We start from the raw sequence: 15,542 nt of genomic DNA on the forward strand, positions 1-15,542 counted from the left end.
CCTGCCATGTCCACATCGCGCGAAGTGGCCCGTGAAATCAGTTATGCGTCCTCTGCCCAGTCGAAAGTGGGGCGGGCCCTGATCCGTGTGACGGAGAATGCCACGGGGCGGCTGCGTCTGATCGAACAGGCGGCGGGCTATGAGCACGAAGTCGCGGCGGGGCGCAATTTCTGGGATGTGATGGCCGAACGTTACAAGCTGTCGCTTGAGGTGATCGGCGGCAGTCTGAGCAACATCCCGTCCGAGGGGCCGCTCGTTTTGATCGCGAACCATCCTTACGGCATTCTCGACGGGCTGATCCTCGGCCAGATCCTGAGCCACCGGCGGGACGCTTATCGGATCCTGGCCCATCAGGTATTTCGCAAGGCGCGCGACCTCGAAAAGATCATCCTTCCCATCAGCTTCGATGAGACGAAGGAAGCCATCGCGCTCAACATCGCCACGCGGAAAGAGGCGCTCTCGTTCCTCGATGGCGGCGGGGCCATCGGGATCTTTCCCGGCGGCACGGTCAGCACCTCGGCCACGCCCTTTGGCTATCCGATGGATCCGGGCTGGCGCAGCTTCACCGCGCGGATGATCGCGAAATCCGAGGCGACCGTGGTCCCGATCTTTTTCGAGGGGCACAACTCGCGGCTGTTCCAGCTGGCGAGCCATCTGCATGCAAATCTGCGCACGGCCCTTTTGATCAAGGAGTTCAAGGCCCGGGTCGGCGGCCCGGTGCGGATCGTGGTGGGCGAGCCGTTGGGGCGCGACGCACTGGCGCCGTATCTGTCAAATCCCAAGGGAATGATGGACTTTCTGCGCGAGGAGACCTATCGCTTGTCGCCACAGCCGTTGCTGGAGCACGGCTATGGGCATGAATTCGAAGACAAGCACAGGATCTGATGGCAGTCGGTGTATTCGATAGCGGCCTTGGAGGGCTGACGGTGCTGGACGCCGTGTCCCGGCGTCTGCCGGAGGTGCCGTTCGTGTATTTCGGCGACAACAAGCACGCGCCTTATGGTGTGCGCGACGCGGACAATGTCTATGACCTGACGACCCATGCGGTGGAAAAGCTGTGGGATGAGGGCTGCGATCTGGTCATTCTGGCCTGCAACACGGCCTCGGCGGCCGCTCTGCGCCGGATGCAGGAGGGCTGGATCCCCGAGGACAAGCGGGTGCTGGGCGTGTTTGTTCCGCTGATCGAGGCCCTGACCGAGCGTCAATGGGGCGACAACTCCCCCCCGCGCGAGGTGGCCGTGAAGCATGTGGCGCTCTTTGCGACCCCAGCGACCGTGTCGAGCCGGGCGTTCCAGCGGGAGTTGGCCTTTCGCGCCATCGGCGTGGATGTGGAGGCGCAGCCCTGCGGCGGGTTGGTCGATGCCATCGAAGACGGGGACATGATCCTCGCCGAGGCGCTGGTGCGGTCCCATGTGGAGGCGCTCAAGCGGCGTATGCCCCATCCGGAGGCGGCGATCCTTGGGTGCACCCATTACCCGCTCATGCAGGAGATTTTTCAGGACGCTCTGGGCGCAGATGTGAAAGTCTATAGCCAGGCGAACCTTGTGGCCGAGAGCCTTGCGGACTACCTGCAGCGGCGTCCCGAGATGTTGGGCGCGGGGCAGGCGTCGGGCTTCCTGACCACCGGGGACATCCAATCGGTGTCCAACAAGGCCACGCAATTCCTCCGACGCAAGATCGAGTTTCGCGCGGCTGAGCCCGCAGCCTCCATCTAAGTCCTATCGCCAGTCAGAGACCACCCATGTTCAATATCGCTATCCTTGGGGCGTCCGGTTACACCGGCGCCGAGCTCGTTCGTCTGATCGCCACCCACCCGCAAATGCGCATCACGGCCCTGTCCGCGGACCGCAAGGCGGGGCAGGCCATGGGGACGGTCTTTCCCCATCTGCGCCATCTGGATCTGCCGGATCTGGTCAAGATCGACGCCATCGATTTCGCGGCCGTGGACCTCGTCTTCTGCGCACTGCCCCACGCCACCAGCCAGGCGGTGATCGCGACATTGCCGACCACCGTGAAGATCGTGGATCTGTCGGCGGATTTCCGGCTGCGCGACCCGGAGGCCTATGCCAAATGGTATGGCGGGGCCCATGACGCGCTCGATCTGCAGAAGGAGGCGGTCTACGGCCTCACGGAGTTCTACCGGTCCCAGATCCGCGATGCGCGGCTCGTGGCGGGGACGGGGTGCAATGCGGCGACCGGCCAATACGCCCTGCGACCCCTTATCGCGGCTGGCGTGATCGACCTCGACGAGATCATCATCGACCTGAAAACCGGGGTCTCCGGGGCGGGGCGCTCCCTCAAGGAGAACCTGTTGCATGCAGAGCTCTCCGAAGGCTCCCACGCCTATGCGGTGGGGGGCACGCACCGGCATCTGGGCGAGTTCGATCAGGAATTCTCCGAGATTGCGGGGCGCCCTATCCATGTGCAGTTTACGCCGCATTTGTTGCCCGCAAACAGGGGGATACTGGCCACTGTTTATGTAAAGGGCGAGGCGTCCGAGGTCTATGACGCGCTGGCTGACGCCTATGAGGACGAACCCTTTGTCGTGGTTCTGCCGGAGGGGGAGCATCCGTCCACACGCCATGTGCGCGGCTCGAATTTCGTCCATATCGGCGTGGTCGCGGACCGGTTGCCGGGGCGGGTCGTGGTCATCGCGGCGCTCGACAACCTGACCAAGGGCAGCTCGGGGCAGGCGTTGCAGAACGCCAACCTGATGTTAGATATTGAAGAGACGACGGGCCTCATGCTGGCGCCCGTCTTTCCTTGACGCGCCCCTGATCAGCGGAGGCCACCATGCGTGGATTGAAGAAGAAGCGCCGGATCCAGATTCTCGCCATCGCGGCGGTGGCCCTTGCCGTGTCGACGGCGCTGATCGGCTATGCCATGCGCGACGGGATCAACTTCTTTCGGTCGCCCAGTCAGGTGGCCGAAGCCCCGCCGCCCGAGAGCGAGGTGTTCCGCATCGGCGGTCTGGTCGAAGTGGGCACGCTGGTGCGCGGCACCTCCGAGACGATCACCTTCAATGTGACCGATGGCGGCGCCTCGGTGCCGGTGAGCTATACGGGCGTTTTGCCGGATCTCTTTGGTGAGAACGAGGGCACCGTGGCCACAGGCTCGCTGCGAGACGGGGTGTTCGTCGCGACCGAGGTTCTGGCGCGCCATGACGAGACCTACATGCCCAAAGAGGTGATCGACGCGCTGAAAGAGCAGGGCGTCTATCAGGACCCCACCGCCAGCAGCGGTGAGGGCTACGGCACGACCAGCGGCTCCTGACCCTCGCTCCGCGCGCCTGTGCAACGGCCAGCGCGCGGAGAGGTTTATAGAAATTAACCACTCTCGCTGACTCTTCCTGCAAGTTTTAACAAGTGCAGGAGGGCATGCTGTGCGCGATGTCCAACAACTCGCCCGCGAGATCGTCTCCCGCGAAGGGGGCTATGTAAACGACCCCGATGATCCGGGCGGGGCCACAAATTTCGGGGTCACGATCCACACCATGCGCCGTCTCGGGCTCGACCTGACGGGTGACGGGGCGGTGACCGCCGCCGATGTGCGCGCCCTGAGCGAGGCGCAGGCGATCGAGATCTTCATCACCCGCTATTTCAACGCGCCGCGGTTGGGGCTCTTGCCCGAGGCACTGCATGCGACGGTGTTTGACATGTATGTCAACGCCGGCAGCAACGCGATCAAGATCCTCCAGCGGCTCTTGCGGGATATGGGGCTTGATGTGGCTGTGGATGGCGTGATGGGGCCCCAGACGGCCAAGGCTGCCCATGCGGCCCATGACGCGGCCCCGTCCCATCTGGTCGATGCCTATGGGATTGCCCGGCGGAACTATTACTACCGGATTGGCGACGGGCGCGCGGCCTCGCGGAAATACGCGCGGCGTCGGGATGGCGGCAAGGGCGGCTGGATCACCCGCGCCGAAGAGTTCATCTCGCCGCGCTTTCACCTGACGGAGGCCGAGCATCGCGCTCGGGTCGCGGCATGGGCGTGATCGAGCGGCTGTTCAGCTTCGTCTTCGGCGATGGCAGCAAGGCCGTCAAAGAGACGATCGAGATCTTTCGCGAGAATGCCGAGGCCGGAGCAGAGCGCGAGCATGCCCTGACCACCGGTGCGCTGGCGCAGTTCGCCTCGGAGTTCGCCCATAGCCGCGCGAGCCGGTTTGACCGTGTGATTGACGGTCTCAACCGGGTGCCGCGTCCGGCGCTGGCCTTCGGAACGCTGGGGCTCTTTGTGTCGGCCATGGCGGATCCCGCGTGGTTCGCCGCCCGGATGGAGGGGATGGCGCTTGTGCCCGAGCCGCTCTGGTGGCTGCTGGGGGCGATCGTGTCCTTCTATTTCGGCGCGCGGCATCAGTCGAAATCCCAGGATTTCCAGAAATCTATCACCAAGACCGTGGCGCTCGCCAAGGCAGCGCGCCCGCCCGCGCCGGCGGCCCCGCAAGAGGCCGCAGAGCCCGAGGGCAACGCCGCCCTCGCCGAGTGGAGGGCCCAGTCATGAACGAGGATTGGGCGCGCAGCATCGAGAACCGGCTCAACATCCTCGAGACGCGCAACGCGGTCGAAGAGGTGCACCGGATCAATGTCGAGAGCCGCCTCACGGCCATAGAGGACACGCTGAAATGGCTGGTACGGCTGATCATCGGGGCGTTCCTGTTGGCTCTGTTGGCTTATGCCCTGAAGGGAGGGTTTCTCCATGGCTAGGAGCTTGATGGCCGTCTTCTTCGGCATGCTGTTTCTGTTTTTCAGCTATTTCGGTGGGCAGATCGAAGGCCGGCTTTTTCCGGTGATCGAACAGACCGTGCTCACCCATGTGGAGCAGGACGCTCATAACCGCAGCCTGGTCTGGGGCCATGCCATGCGGTTGCGCGACTGCTCCTTCGTGCGGCTGGAATGGCGGATCGGGACACCGGCACATTACGCGGTGGTTGATGTGGTCTTTCTGGATGCGTCGGAGCTGGGCGAGGGCGGGGGCTATGATTTCGGCCCCTGGAAGGTGCATGCGACGCCGGATCAGGTGCTGAACCGCAGTTTCGCCACCGTGGTCCATCGCTGTCACCCGCTCTGGACCACAGAGACCATCTTCTGGCCCATGGCCGAGTGACCGGAACCGGGGCGCGGCAAAAATGACCCAGCGTCCCGCTTCCCCGTGCCGCCCGGGCTGATACTCTGCGCCGCGACACAGAGCCTTCGAGGAGCGCGGCATGACCTATCAGACCATCGAGTTGACCCTGGAGGACGGGATCGGGGTGCTGACCCTGAACCGGCCCGACGTGATGAACGCGCTGAATTCGCAGATGCGCGCCGAGATCACCGATGCGGTCAAGCTGGCGGGCACCGAGGCGCGGGTTCTGGTGCTGACCGGGGCGGGCAAGGCGTTCTGCTCGGGACAGGATCTGGGCGACCGGGCCACGGCGGCCAATCTCGATCTGGAACGGACCCTGCGCGACGAATACGTGCCGATGCTGCGCGCGATCTTTGACTGCCCGGTCCCGACGATTTCGGCGGTGAACGGGCCTGCGGCGGGGGCAGGGGCCAATCTCGCGCTTTCGGCGGATGTGGTGATCGCGACCGAGTCGGCGGTCTTCCTGCAGGCTTTCACGCGGATCGGCCTGATCCCGGATGCGGGCGGGACCTATTGGCTGCCGCGTCAGATGGGGTTCGCCAAGGCGATGGGCGCGGCGCTGTTTGCCGACAAGATCACTGCCCGTCAGGCGGATGACTGGGGCATGATCTGGGAAGCCGTGGCCGATGACGAATTCGACGCCCTCTGGCGCGGGCGGGCCGCCCATCTCGCCAAGGGGCCGACCGCGGCCTATGGGGCGGTGAAGGAAGCCCTGCGCGACAGTTTCAACAATGACCTCGAAGGCCAGCTCGCGCTCGAGGCGCGGTTGCAGGGCAATATGGGCCATACCCGTGATTTCCGCGAAGGGGTGCTCGCCTTCCTCGAAAAACGCCCGGCCTCCTTCGAAGGGCGCTGAGCCGCGCCCGCGCCCCCGGTTCCGGGGGCGCCTTCCGGCCCGGCTGGCGAGACGCTCAGTCGCGCCCCTTGCCAGCAAAGCGCGGCAGCATGGCGGAGAAATCCTTGTCGCCCGCACCCTCCTCCTCGACGAACTGCCCATAGAGGGCCGTGGCCGCAGCTCCCATGGGCGTGTCGGCCTCCGCATCCTCGGCGGCTTGCTGGCTCAGGCGCAGATCCTTGAGCATGAGGGCGGCAGCAAAGCCGGGCGCGTAGTCGCGATCGGCGGGGCTTTCGGGGCCCACGCCGGGGGCGGGGCAATAAGCGTTCATCGACCAGCTGTAGCCCGAAGAGGTCGAGACCACGTCGAACATCGCTTGCCGGTCGAGTCCCAGTTTATCGGCCAGGGCAAAGGCCTCGCAGGTGGCGATCATGGTCACGCCGAGGATCATGTTGTTGCAGATCTTGGCGGCCTGGCCATTGCCCGCCGCCCCGCAATGCACGGCCTTCTGGCCCATGATGTCAAAGAGCGGTGCGGCCGTGGCAAAGGCAGCTTCATCGCCGCCCACCATGAAGGTCAGCGTCCCGGCACTGGCCCCGCCTGTTCCGCCCGAGACCGGTGCGTCCAGCGCCCCGAGCCCGGCCTCGGCCGCCTGTGCCGCCACGGCCCGGGCCGAGGCCACATCCACGGTGGAACAATCCAGCAGAACCGCCCCCTTGGTCATCGCGGGCAGGATCTCGGCGGCAACCGCGCGCAGGATCGCGCCATTGGGCAGCATGGTGATCACCACTTCTGCTCCGCTGGCCGCTTCGGCGGCACTGGCCGCCGCGCTGAGCGCCTCGGGGACCGTGCCCGCCACGTCGAAGCCTGTCACCGTATGCCCCGCCGCCGCGAGGTTCTGGGCCATGGGCGCACCCATATTGCCGAGGCCGATAAATCCGATCTTCATGGGGTCTCTCCGTCAAATGTGAGCTCGTTTGCGCCGAGCGGGGCGATCATCTCGGCCACGCGGGCCTCGGACACGGCGTCCAGACTGTCATGCTGCCAACGCGGATTGCGATCCTTGTCGATCACCTGGGCGCGGATCCCTTCGAGGAAATCCCCGTGCTCGGCCGCGCGCCAGGTCCAGCGGTACTCGGCCTGCAAGGCGGCCCGCAGGCTGCCCCCCTTGGCGGCCCGTATCAGCGCCAGCGCACAGGCCGCCGAGAGGGGCGCGGCCCGGCCAAGGCCGAGCAGCGCGTTCTCGGCAAACTCCGTGCCCTGCGCGCGCAAGGCTTCGGCCACGGCCGCGCCACTCTCCTGATCGAAGGCGGCGTCAATCTCGGCCTGATAGGGGGCGATCCGTGGCTCTGGCGGGGAGGTGCAGGCAGCGACAAGCGCAGCCACATCGCCGCCGGCCACAAGCGCGGCCTTGGCGGCCTCCCAATCGGCCTCGGGCATGTAATGGGACGCGAACCCGGTCAGGATCGCGTCGCCGGGCCCCATCCGTGCGCCGGTCATGCCGTAATACGCGCCAAGATGCCCCGGCGCCCGGGCCAGCAGATAGGTCCCGCCCACATCCGGGATCAACCCGATCCCGCATTCCGGCATGGCGATCTGGCTGCTCTCGCCGACGATCCGGTGACTGCCATGGCAACCCACGCCGACGCCGCCGCCCATGGTGAACCCCTGCAGGAACGAGATCACCGGCTTGGGATATTCCGCGATCCGGGCATTCATCCGGTACTCGTCGTACCAGAAGGTGCGGCCGTAGCTGTAATCACCCTTGGTGCCGGTCTCGTACATCTCGACGATGTCCCCCCCGGCGGAGAAGGCCTTGGGCCCATCCCCTTCGATCAGAACCAGGGTGATCTCCGGATCTTCCTGCCAGCCGAGCAGCGCGGCATCGATCGCGCGGCACATCTCGTAGGTCAGCGCGTTCAGGGCCTGAGGCCGTTGCAGCGTGATCCGCCCGGCGACCCTGTCCTGGCGGATGGTGATATCGCTCATGCTCGGGCCGAGAGCAGGGCGCGCGCCACGAGGACGCGCATGATTTCGTTGGTCCCTTCGAGGATCTGATGGACCCGCAGATCGCGCACCAGCTTCTCGATGCCGTAATCGGCCAGATAGCCGTAGCCGCCATGGAGTTGCAGGCATTGATCCACGATCTTGCTGCCGCATTCGGTCACGAATTTCTTGGCCATGGCGCAATGGGTCGAGGCGTCGGGCGCGCCGGTATCAAGCTTCCATGCGGCTTGGCGCAGGAAGACGCGGGCTGCCTGCAACTCGATCTCCATATCCGCGAGGCGGAATTGCAGACCCTGAAACTGATCGATCGAGCTGCCAAAGGCCTTGCGCTCGCCCATATAGGCGAGTGTCGCGTCCAGCGCGGCTTGCGCGGCGCCGAGCGAGCAGGCCGCGATGTTCAGCCGCCCGCCATCGAGCCCCATCATCGCATAGCGAAACCCGTGGCCTTCTTCGCCGAGCAGGTGGTCGGCGGGGACCGGGCAATCGTCCATCTGGACCTGCCGCGTCGGCTGGGACCGCCAGCCCATCTTGTCTTCGAGCCCGCCAAAGGACAGGCCCTCGGTACCATCCTCGATCACCAGCGCCGAGATCCCCTTGGGGCCGGCATCGCCCGTGCGCGCCATGACAATATAGGCGTCCGAGTATCCGCCGCCGGAGATGAAGGCCTTGGTCCCGGTCATCCGGTAGCCTTCATTCGTGCGCTCGGCCCGGGTTTTCAGCGCGGCTGCATCCGAGCCCGAGCCGGGCTCGGTCAGGCAGTAGGAAAAGAAGGTCTCCATGCTCAGGGCGCGGGGCAGGAATTTCTCTTTGATCGGGTCCGCGCCAAACTTGTCCAGCATGGCTGCGCACATGTTGTGGATCGACAGGAAGGCCGCGACCGAGGGGCAGGCCATGCTGAGGGCCTCGAAGACCAGTGTCGCATCCAGCCGGGTCAGGCCCGCACCGCCACTTTCCTCGGAAACATAAAGCCCGCCAAAGCCGAGCTGGGCCAGTTCGGGCCAGAGCTCCTTGGGGATCGTGCCGTCCTTTTCCCAGGCCAGGGCGTTCGGGGCGATCCGATCGCTGCCGAAATCGCGCGCCATGTCAAAGATCGCGGATTGCTCTTCGCTCAAGGCAAAATCCATCTCACCCCTCCCTGGTGAATTGAACACTTGTTCACTTAACGCCATCCGAGCCGATCATGCAACCGGGCTGGGCTGATAACCTCTGCGTCAGAGGGTCCTCAGAGATCGTTATGGAGCTCGTCGATCAGGTGGCGGACCACGCCGTCAATCGCTCCTGACGTTGACGCGCCATGGTCCAGAGCCTGTGGTCGTCCCGCGCGCTGCCGATCGGAGTCGAAGCCACTCTGGGCAACCTGGCGCAGCCGCTCCACCTCTGCCAACCCGCCAAGGGCCGCGGCGGCAAGGCGACTGGACACGACTGCAAGAGATGAACCGGTGCAGCAAGCTGGACGTGCATGGAACGGGGGCGCGCCATCTTTGTTCCCAGACCAGCCATGTAGATACCAAGGTCGCGCCGCGCGTCCGTGGTTGTTTTGCCAATGCTTCATACATCTGCTACGCTTGCGCTCTGAAGTAACGCGCTTTTTCCAAATTGAGTTTGCACGCGTTATAGTGGCAGAGGAAATCGAGATGCGCAAAATCATCCCTGCGGGTGCCGCCCTTCTGGCGGGCCTGTTTGCTTTCGGGCCATCCTGGGCCATCACCTGCACCGACTCAATGGTCACCGGCAGCAACGCCTGCATTGACAGTGGAGTTTTAGGGTCCGGCCCCGGAGGCAACCCACAGGACAGCTACGTCAATCCCTTCGGCGATAACAAAGAGTGGACTGTCTTCGATTGGCGCGTGGGCGATCCGCAGCTCGAGGGCAGTGAGACAGAGATCACCTTTGGCGATTGGATCATTTCGCCCAATGACGGTGCGTCCTTTGCCGGGGATACCAAGTCGGGGACGTGGTCGGTGAACGCATGGCCGACGAACTACGACGATGTGGCCTTTGCCTTCAAAGGCGGCAGCGGCTTTGCGCTGTTCCGGATGGATACCTCGGGCGAGACGTCCGGCGACTGGATGCTCGACAAGGGACTGTCGAATTTCCGGGTGTTCACCACGGTGTCCGACCCCAATGCACCGCCGATCCCCGATATTCCGTCGCAGGTGCCTCTACCGGCGGCCGCATGGTTGCTGCTGGGGGGGCTGGGCATACTAGGGTCCGCCAAGCGTTGGGCCCGCACCTGACGCGCAGCGGCTGAAAACCAGCCCAGGGGGGACCGGGTTCAGAGATCCCGGTGGAACTCTTCGATCAGGTGGCGGGTGACCGCATCCATCGCCTCGGCCTTGCTGGACCCCTGTGCCAGCGCATCGTCGCGCACCGCGCGCTGGCGATCCGCGCTGGAGCCGTCCCGGGCGATCTCGCGCAGGCGCTCCACCTCGGCGCGCGCCCCAAGCGCATCGGCATCCTCGCCCACCAGCTCGATCAGCTCCTCGACCAGATCGCGGCTTTCGACCACGCTGCCCCGGCCGAAATCGATCAGGCTGCCCTTGGCCCCATAGCGTTGCGCGCGCCAGCGGTTCTCGGCAATCAGGAACCGGTCATAGGCGCGCCAGCGCATGTTGCGGGTCTTGAGCCCCCAGAGCATCCGCATCAGGGCCTGGGTCGCGGCGGCAATGCTGAGCGTGTCCTCCAGCCGGGGGCAGACATCGCAGATCCGGCTTTCGAGGGTCGGGAAACGGTGCGAGGGGCGCAGGTCCCACCAGATCTTGGTGCTGTCCTCGATCAGGCCGAGATTGACCAGCACATCCACCGCGCGCTGATACTCCGCCCAGGAGTTGAAGACCGGCGGCAGACCCGTGCGCGGCAGGTTGTCGAACACCGTCAGCCGGTAGGATGCGAGCCCGGTATCGCGCCCCTTCCAAAAGGGGGACGAGGCCGACAGCGCCAGCAGATGCGGCAGGAAATACGAGAATTGCGGCAAGAGGTCGATCCGGGTGTCATCGCTCTCGATGCCCACATGGACATGCATGCCGCAAATCAACAACCGCTCGGCCACGCCCCCCAGATCCTTCTGCAGGGCGTTGTAGCGCTCCTTGTCCGTGTGGTGCTGCTCGGCCCAATCCGCGCTGGGATGGCAGGAGGCCGCAATCGGGGCGAGGTTGAACCGCGCGGCCTCGGCGGCCACGGTGCTGCGCAAGCGGCGCAGGTCGTCGCGCGCCTCGGCGATGGTGGCGCAAACCCCGGTGCCGATCTCGATCTGGCATTGCAGGAATTCCGGGCTCACCTGTCCTTCGAGCTTGGCGCTGCAGGCCTCCATCAGGGCCTCGGGGGCTTCGGCAAGCCGCAGGCTGTCGCGGTCCACGAGCAGGTATTCCTCCTCGATGCCGAGGGAGAAGGCGGGGCTCGACATGGTGCCGGATGCGGGGCTGGACGTGGGCGTGGACATGGGGCGGGGCCTCCTTGCGGGCCGGGCGGCGAGGGCGGGCGGACGCGGTCCGGGTCAAAACCTGGCATCCGCAGATGTATCCGGCAGACTGTCCTGCCCGGGCGCCGACATCAAGAAATTAAGCGTCTCGGGGTCCACCCGCCAAGGAGAGTGGTCGCAATTCGAATCGCTCTGAGGTGGTGCGACTCACCCGCACACCCTTATTTTCTTCGCCAAGTGCACAGAGTTTAAGCCGTTGTTAGCTATGCCTTAAGCAATCCCGGGATAGGCCCGCGGAAGCCGGGGTGACGTAGGGTCATTTTTTCACAAATGACACACAAGCCGTGGCATAATGAAAATACGGAGCAGAGTAAGGTTTGGGTTATGTTTAAAACGTCGATTTACACAGGGGTCATGTTGGCCTTCGCCACGCTGGCCGCACCTGCCGCCGCGTCGACGGTGATCAATCTAACCGGTGGAGAGGTCCTTGGGATCGGCTCCAAGGTCGGGACATTTGATAATGGCACCGTGTCCGGCACGGTCGAGGCCTTTACCGCAGGGTTCTGTGGTGCGCTGTGCAGTCCGGTTCTGACCCAGGACGCATCTGAGGGGATCGGCATTGCCCGCAACGCGTTCGATGATCCGGCCATCGACGCCTTTCAGGCCGAGGCAATTACCTTCGTCTTCGATGAAGAGGTGATTTTCGAGGCGATCGATTTCGGCTTCGTGGATGCGGATGACGATTGGTCGATCACCGTGGATGGCGACACGCTTGTCGACATGAACAACGAGGATCCCTTCATCTCCTTCGGCGGGGTCACGGGGACGACGCTGACCATCAGTGCGTTCTTCGAGTTCCCGGCGGATCTGGTGCTTGGCGAGTTCGATGACTTCAACATCCAGAGCCTCACCGTCTCGGTCATCGATGATCCGACGATCATTCCGCTGCCGGCTTCGGCGGGTCTGCTTTTGGCGGGTCTGGGCGGTCTGGGCTTCGCGCGGCGCCGTCGCCAGCGCTAAGCCCAGCACATTGGCAAAGGATCGAAGCAGCCTCCGGGCTGCTTTTTTCATGCCCGGGACCCGGGCGCGGCACGAAAAAGGGCAGCTCCGCAGAGCTGCCCCGTTCCGTGAGTGTGAGAATGTTCAAGCGGCGTTGTGATTACTCCATCACGGGGATGGAAAACTCGCCGCCTTCCTTGATGCCCGAGGGCCAGCGCGCTGTGACCGTCTTGGTCCGGGTGTAGAACTTGAACGCGTCCGGCCCGTGCTGATTGAGATCGCCGAAGCCGGATTTCTTCCAGCCGCCGAAGGTGTGGTAGGCCAGCGGCACGGGGATCGGTACGTTGACCCCGACCATCCCGATATTGATCCGGTTGGCGAAGTCCCGTGCCGCATCGCCGTCCCGGGTGAAGATCGCGGTGCCATTGCCATACTCGTGGTCCATGGCGAGGCCTAGCGCTTCTTCATAGCTCTGCGCGCGCACGGTCGACAGGACGGGGCCGAAAATCTCTTTGCGGTAGATGTCCATGTCCTTGGTGACGTGGTCGAACAGATGCGGCCCGACGAAGAAGCCATCCTCATAGCCCTGCAGGCTGAAGTTGCGGCCATCGACGACCAGCTTGGCGCCCTGATCGACGCCGGACTGGACCAGCTGTTCGATATTCGCCTTGGCGGCGGCGGTGACCACGGGGCCGTAATCCACATCCGTCCCGGCGGTGTAGGGCCCGACCTTGAGCGCCTCGATCCGCGGCACGAGCTTCTCGATCAGCCGGTCGGCCGTGTCGTCGCCCACGGGCACAGCCACCGAGATCGCCATGCAGCGCTCGCCCGCGGCCCCGTAGCCTGCGCCGACCAGCGCGTCGGCGGCCTGATCCATATCCGCGTCGGGCATGATGATCATGTGGTTCTTGGCACCGCCGAAACACTGCACGCGCTTGCCGTTCGCACAGCCGCGCGAATAGATGTATTCCGCGATCGGCGTGGATCCGACAAAACCCACCGCCTGGATCGTGTCATGGTCGAGGATCGCGTCGACGGCCTCCTTGTCGCCATTCACGACCTGCAGCAGACCATCGGGCAGGCCCGCCTCGGTCAGCAACTCGGCCAGCATCAGCGGCACCGAGGGATCGCGCTCGGACGGCTTGAGGATGAAGGCATTCCCGCAGGCCAGCGCCGGGGCCATCTTCCACATGGGGATCATGGCGGGGAAGTTGAACGGCGTGATCCCGGCCACGACGCCGAGCGCCTGACGCATGGAATACATGTCGATCCCGGGACCGGCGCTGTCGGTGAACTCGCCTTTCAGAAGATGCGGCGCGGCGATGCAGAACTCGACCACTTCGAGCCCGCGCACCACGTCGCCCTTGGCGTCGGGCAGGGTCTTGCCATGCTCGCGGCTCAGGGCCTCGGCCAGCTTGTCCATGTCGCGGTTCAGAAGGCGCACGAATTCCATCAGGACCCGGGCGCGGCGCTGGGGGTTGGTCGCGGCCCAGGCCGGTTGCGCGGCGGCGGCGGCCTGCACGGCGGCGTCGAGCTCGGCGGCGCTGGCCAGCGGGACCTTGGCCTGCACCTCGCCCGTGGCGGGGTTCATCACATCGGCGAACCGGCCCGAGGTCCCGGCCACGCGGGCCCCGTTGATATAGTGACTAAGCTCTTCCATAACGCTCTCCCATTTCCGATTGCCCCCATCATAGCTTGCAATTTTGCCCGCAGAAGCGGCAGATTGCCAAATAGGTTTTGCATTTTTGTAGGTACGGCATGGCATTGAACTGGGATGATCTGCGGATTTTCCTGCATGTGGCGCGGGGAGAGGGGCTGACGGCGGCTGCGCGCTCGCTGCGGCTGGATCCGGCGACGGTCGGGCGACGCATCGCCCGGCTCGAGGCAGAGCTTGACGCCGTGCTCTTCGTCAAATCCCCCCAGGGCTACCGCCTCAGCGAGGCGGGCGCGCGGTATCTCCCCCATGCGGAGGCGGCCGAGCGCGCGGCGCGGGCCATGGGCGATGCGCTCGGCGGGCAGGGGGAGGATCTGGCCGGTCCCGTCCGGATCGGCGCGCCTGATGGCTGCGCGAACTACCTCCTGCCGGCGGTTTGCGCGCGGATGTTGGACCAGCACCCAAGGCTCGAGCTGCAGATCATCGCGCTGCCCCGGGTGATCAATCTGTCCAAGCGCGAGGCGGATTTCGCCGTCACCGTATCGCCGCCGGAGACCGGTCGGTTGACGGTGCAGAAGCTGAGCGATTACCGACTCCACCTGATGGGGCATCGGGACCTGCTGGCGCGCGCGCCCGTCTCCAGCCCCGAGGACCTGCGGCACCACCGTATTGTCGGCTACATTCCGGACATGGTGTTCGACCGGGAGCTGGACTACCTGTCGGAGGTCGGGTTGGATCGCCCGGATCTCGGCTCGAACTCCGTCGCGGTGCAGCTCAACCTGCTGAAGGCTGCAACAGGGCTCGGGATCGTGCATGATTTCGCCACCCCGGCCGCGCCGGAGCTGGTCCGGGTGCTGCCCGAACGGATCTCGCTCACCCGCAGTTTTTACCTTGTGCGCCATGCGGATGACCAAAAAGTCGTAGCCCTTCAGCGGATCGCGCGTGTTTTCGCGGGTTTTTTCCGCGACGAACTCGCCCGACTGGAGCGCAGCGCTTGACAGAGCGCCGTGCCCCCGGCGACCCTTGAGACAGAATATCTGGAGGAGCGCTCATGCTGGTACATCAAATCCTGAAGTCCAAGGCCAGTTCGGAGGTTGTGACCATCGCGCCGGATGCGAGCGTGACCGAGGCGGCCAAGACCCTGTCGGCGCGCAAGATCGGGACGCTGGTCGTGTCTAGTGATGGCAAGACCGCCGAGGGCGTGTTGTCCGAGCGGGACATCGTGCGCGAACTGGGCGCGCGGGGCGCGACCTGCATGGATGACACCGTAGGCCAGATGATGACCAAGGACCCGGTCACCTGCGAGCCCGAAGACAGCGCCGACATGGTGTTGCGCAAGATGACCGAAGGGCGCTTTCGCCACATGCCCGTGGTTCAGGGCGGCGCCATGGTCGGCGTGATCACCCTGGGCGACGCGGTCAAGGCGCGCCTGCAAGAGGTGAGCATGGAAAAAGAAGCGCTCGAAGGCATGATCATGGGCTTCTGAGCCCCGCGATTGCAAACCC

At 65.0% G+C, this 15,542-nt stretch carries 19 protein-coding genes; 13 read left to right on the plus strand and 6 right to left on the minus strand.

Translation table 11 applies throughout. From position 1 onward, the window contains the following. The first annotated feature begins 6 nt into the window (after nt 1-6). The 9 genes from ACP15I_RS07000 (at nt 7) to ACP15I_RS07040 (ending at nt 5,980) form a co-directional block, all read left to right on the plus strand. The gene (locus ACP15I_RS07000; protein ID WP_424967575.1) at nt 7-885 is read left to right on the plus strand and encodes a lysophospholipid acyltransferase family protein; all 879 of its coding nucleotides are present in this window, start codon (nt 7-9) and stop codon (nt 883-885) included. Continuing rightward, entirely contained in the window at nt 885-1,715 is an 831-nt protein-coding gene (murI, locus tag ACP15I_RS07005; protein WP_424974497.1) for a glutamate racemase, read from the plus strand. The genes ACP15I_RS07000 and murI overlap by 1 nt, the downstream gene beginning before the upstream one ends. 26 nt (nt 1,716-1,741) lie before the next feature. After that, entirely contained in the window at nt 1,742-2,767 is a 1,026-nt protein-coding gene (gene argC, locus ACP15I_RS07010; protein WP_424974498.1) for an N-acetyl-gamma-glutamyl-phosphate reductase, read from the plus strand. A 26-nt stretch (nt 2,768-2,793) separates the two neighbouring features. After that, nucleotides 2,794-3,273 (plus strand): cytochrome c maturation protein CcmE, encoded by a 480-nt coding sequence (gene ccmE / locus ACP15I_RS07015; RefSeq protein WP_424967578.1) that lies wholly within the window; start codon nt 2,794-2,796, stop codon nt 3,271-3,273. A 109-nt stretch (nt 3,274-3,382) separates the two neighbouring features. Continuing rightward, nucleotides 3,383-3,994, plus strand: coding sequence for a holin-associated N-acetylmuramidase (locus ACP15I_RS07020; protein ID WP_424974499.1), 612 nt, complete (start codon nt 3,383-3,385; stop codon nt 3,992-3,994). Continuing rightward, entirely contained in the window at nt 3,985-4,500 is a 516-nt protein-coding gene (locus ACP15I_RS07025) for a holin family protein (RefSeq protein ID WP_424974500.1), read from the plus strand. The genes ACP15I_RS07020 and ACP15I_RS07025 overlap by 10 nt, the downstream gene beginning before the upstream one ends. Beyond that, nucleotides 4,497-4,703, plus strand: a complete 207-nt coding sequence (locus ACP15I_RS07030; RefSeq protein ID WP_424967581.1) for a hemolysin XhlA family protein — start codon at nt 4,497-4,499, stop codon at nt 4,701-4,703. The genes ACP15I_RS07025 and ACP15I_RS07030 overlap by 4 nt, the downstream gene beginning before the upstream one ends. After that, a complete protein-coding gene (locus tag ACP15I_RS07035) occupies nt 4,696-5,103 on the plus strand; it encodes a hypothetical protein (protein ID WP_424974501.1) in 408 nt (135 codons plus the stop codon). The genes ACP15I_RS07030 and ACP15I_RS07035 overlap by 8 nt, the downstream gene beginning before the upstream one ends. Before the next feature lie 100 nt (nt 5,104-5,203). Further along, complete coding sequence (locus ACP15I_RS07040; RefSeq protein WP_424974502.1) at nt 5,204-5,980, plus strand: enoyl-CoA hydratase-related protein; 777 nt, start codon at nt 5,204-5,206, stop codon at nt 5,978-5,980. A 55-nt stretch (nt 5,981-6,035) separates the two neighbouring features. On the opposite strand, the gene mmsB is transcribed toward ACP15I_RS07040, so the two are convergent. The 4 genes from mmsB to ACP15I_RS07060 all read right to left on the minus strand — a co-directional run bounded on the left by mmsB (nt 6,036) and on the right by ACP15I_RS07060 (nt 9,386). Then, a complete protein-coding gene (mmsB, locus tag ACP15I_RS07045) occupies nt 6,036-6,908 on the minus strand; it encodes a 3-hydroxyisobutyrate dehydrogenase (protein WP_424974503.1) in 873 nt (290 codons plus the stop codon). Further along, nucleotides 6,905-7,948 (minus strand): enoyl-CoA hydratase/isomerase family protein, encoded by a 1,044-nt coding sequence (locus ACP15I_RS07050; protein ID WP_424974504.1) that lies wholly within the window; start codon nt 7,946-7,948, stop codon nt 6,905-6,907. The genes mmsB and ACP15I_RS07050 overlap by 4 nt, the downstream gene beginning before the upstream one ends. Continuing rightward, nucleotides 7,945-9,090: an acyl-CoA dehydrogenase family protein gene (locus ACP15I_RS07055; protein ID WP_424974505.1), complete on the minus strand. Its 1,146-nt coding sequence runs from the start codon at nt 9,088-9,090 to the stop codon at nt 7,945-7,947. Before ACP15I_RS07055 ends, ACP15I_RS07050 begins: the two co-directional genes overlap by 4 nt. A gap of 98 nt (nt 9,091-9,188) precedes the next feature. Next, nucleotides 9,189-9,386, minus strand: coding sequence for a hypothetical protein (locus ACP15I_RS07060; RefSeq protein WP_424974506.1), 198 nt, complete (start codon nt 9,384-9,386; stop codon nt 9,189-9,191). 214 nt (nt 9,387-9,600) lie between these two features. Here ACP15I_RS07060 and ACP15I_RS07065 point away from each other — a divergent pair, with 214 nt between their 5' ends. Next, a complete protein-coding gene (locus ACP15I_RS07065) occupies nt 9,601-10,203 on the plus strand; it encodes a VPLPA-CTERM sorting domain-containing protein (protein ID WP_424974507.1) in 603 nt (200 codons plus the stop codon). Between the two features lie 38 nt (nt 10,204-10,241). Here the strand turns inward: ACP15I_RS07065 and ACP15I_RS07070 are convergent, their stop codons facing one another. Continuing rightward, a complete protein-coding gene (locus ACP15I_RS07070) occupies nt 10,242-11,369 on the minus strand; it encodes a carboxylate-amine ligase (protein ID WP_424974622.1) in 1,128 nt (375 codons plus the stop codon). 429 nt (nt 11,370-11,798) lie between these two features. Between ACP15I_RS07070 and ACP15I_RS07075 the strand changes: the two genes are divergently transcribed. Then, entirely contained in the window at nt 11,799-12,404 is a 606-nt protein-coding gene (locus ACP15I_RS07075) for a VPLPA-CTERM sorting domain-containing protein (protein WP_424974508.1), read from the plus strand. A 139-nt stretch (nt 12,405-12,543) separates the two neighbouring features. Here ACP15I_RS07075 and ACP15I_RS07080 read toward each other — a convergent pair whose 3' ends face one another. Next, a complete protein-coding gene (locus ACP15I_RS07080) occupies nt 12,544-14,043 on the minus strand; it encodes a CoA-acylating methylmalonate-semialdehyde dehydrogenase (protein WP_424967590.1) in 1,500 nt (499 codons plus the stop codon). A 98-nt stretch (nt 14,044-14,141) separates the two neighbouring features. On the opposite strand from ACP15I_RS07080, the gene ACP15I_RS07085 reads away from it, so the two are divergent. Beyond that, nucleotides 14,142-15,035, plus strand: a complete 894-nt coding sequence (locus ACP15I_RS07085; protein ID WP_424974509.1) for a LysR family transcriptional regulator — start codon at nt 14,142-14,144, stop codon at nt 15,033-15,035. A 53-nt stretch (nt 15,036-15,088) separates the two neighbouring features. Continuing rightward, complete coding sequence (locus ACP15I_RS07090) at nt 15,089-15,523, plus strand: CBS domain-containing protein (RefSeq protein ID WP_424974510.1); 435 nt, start codon at nt 15,089-15,091, stop codon at nt 15,521-15,523. Nucleotides 15,524-15,542 lie beyond the last annotated feature (19 nt).

The sequence above is a fragment of the Dinoroseobacter sp. S124A genome, assembly GCF_049801015.1.
In the GTDB taxonomy this organism is placed as follows: domain Bacteria; phylum Pseudomonadota; class Alphaproteobacteria; order Rhodobacterales; family Rhodobacteraceae; genus Dinoroseobacter.

Bases quoted from the DNA above. Each gene is read 5' to 3' on its own strand.
- ACP15I_RS07000 (WP_424967575.1), top strand. From the start codon at position 7: ATGTCCACATCGCGCGAAGTGGCCCGTGAAATCAGTTATGCGTCCTCT.
- murI (WP_424974497.1), top strand. From the start codon at position 885: ATGGCAGTCGGTGTATTCGATAGCGGCCTTGGAGGGCTGACGGTGCTG.
- argC (WP_424974498.1), top strand. From the start codon at position 1,742: ATGTTCAATATCGCTATCCTTGGGGCGTCCGGTTACACCGGCGCCGAG.
- ccmE (WP_424967578.1), top strand. From the start codon at position 2,794: ATGCGTGGATTGAAGAAGAAGCGCCGGATCCAGATTCTCGCCATCGCG.
- ACP15I_RS07025 (WP_424974500.1), top strand. From the start codon at position 3,985: ATGGGCGTGATCGAGCGGCTGTTCAGCTTCGTCTTCGGCGATGGCAGC.
- ACP15I_RS07030 (WP_424967581.1), top strand. From the start codon at position 4,497: ATGAACGAGGATTGGGCGCGCAGCATCGAGAACCGGCTCAACATCCTC.
- ACP15I_RS07035 (WP_424974501.1), top strand. From the start codon at position 4,696: ATGGCTAGGAGCTTGATGGCCGTCTTCTTCGGCATGCTGTTTCTGTTT.
- ACP15I_RS07040 (WP_424974502.1), top strand. From the start codon at position 5,204: ATGACCTATCAGACCATCGAGTTGACCCTGGAGGACGGGATCGGGGTG.
- mmsB (WP_424974503.1), bottom strand. From the start codon at position 6,908: ATGAAGATCGGATTTATCGGCCTCGGCAATATGGGTGCGCCCATGGCC.
- ACP15I_RS07050 (WP_424974504.1), bottom strand. From the start codon at position 7,948: ATGAGCGATATCACCATCCGCCAGGACAGGGTCGCCGGGCGGATCACG.
- ACP15I_RS07055 (WP_424974505.1), bottom strand. From the start codon at position 9,090: ATGGATTTTGCCTTGAGCGAAGAGCAATCCGCGATCTTTGACATGGCG.
- ACP15I_RS07065 (WP_424974507.1), top strand. From the start codon at position 9,601: ATGCGCAAAATCATCCCTGCGGGTGCCGCCCTTCTGGCGGGCCTGTTT.
- ACP15I_RS07070 (WP_424974622.1), bottom strand. From the start codon at position 11,369: ATGTCGAGCCCCGCCTTCTCCCTCGGCATCGAGGAGGAATACCTGCTC.
- ACP15I_RS07075 (WP_424974508.1), top strand. From the start codon at position 11,799: ATGTTGGCCTTCGCCACGCTGGCCGCACCTGCCGCCGCGTCGACGGTG.
- ACP15I_RS07080 (WP_424967590.1), bottom strand. From the start codon at position 14,043: ATGGAAGAGCTTAGTCACTATATCAACGGGGCCCGCGTGGCCGGGACC.
- ACP15I_RS07085 (WP_424974509.1), top strand. From the start codon at position 14,142: ATGGCATTGAACTGGGATGATCTGCGGATTTTCCTGCATGTGGCGCGG.
- ACP15I_RS07090 (WP_424974510.1), top strand. From the start codon at position 15,089: ATGCTGGTACATCAAATCCTGAAGTCCAAGGCCAGTTCGGAGGTTGTG.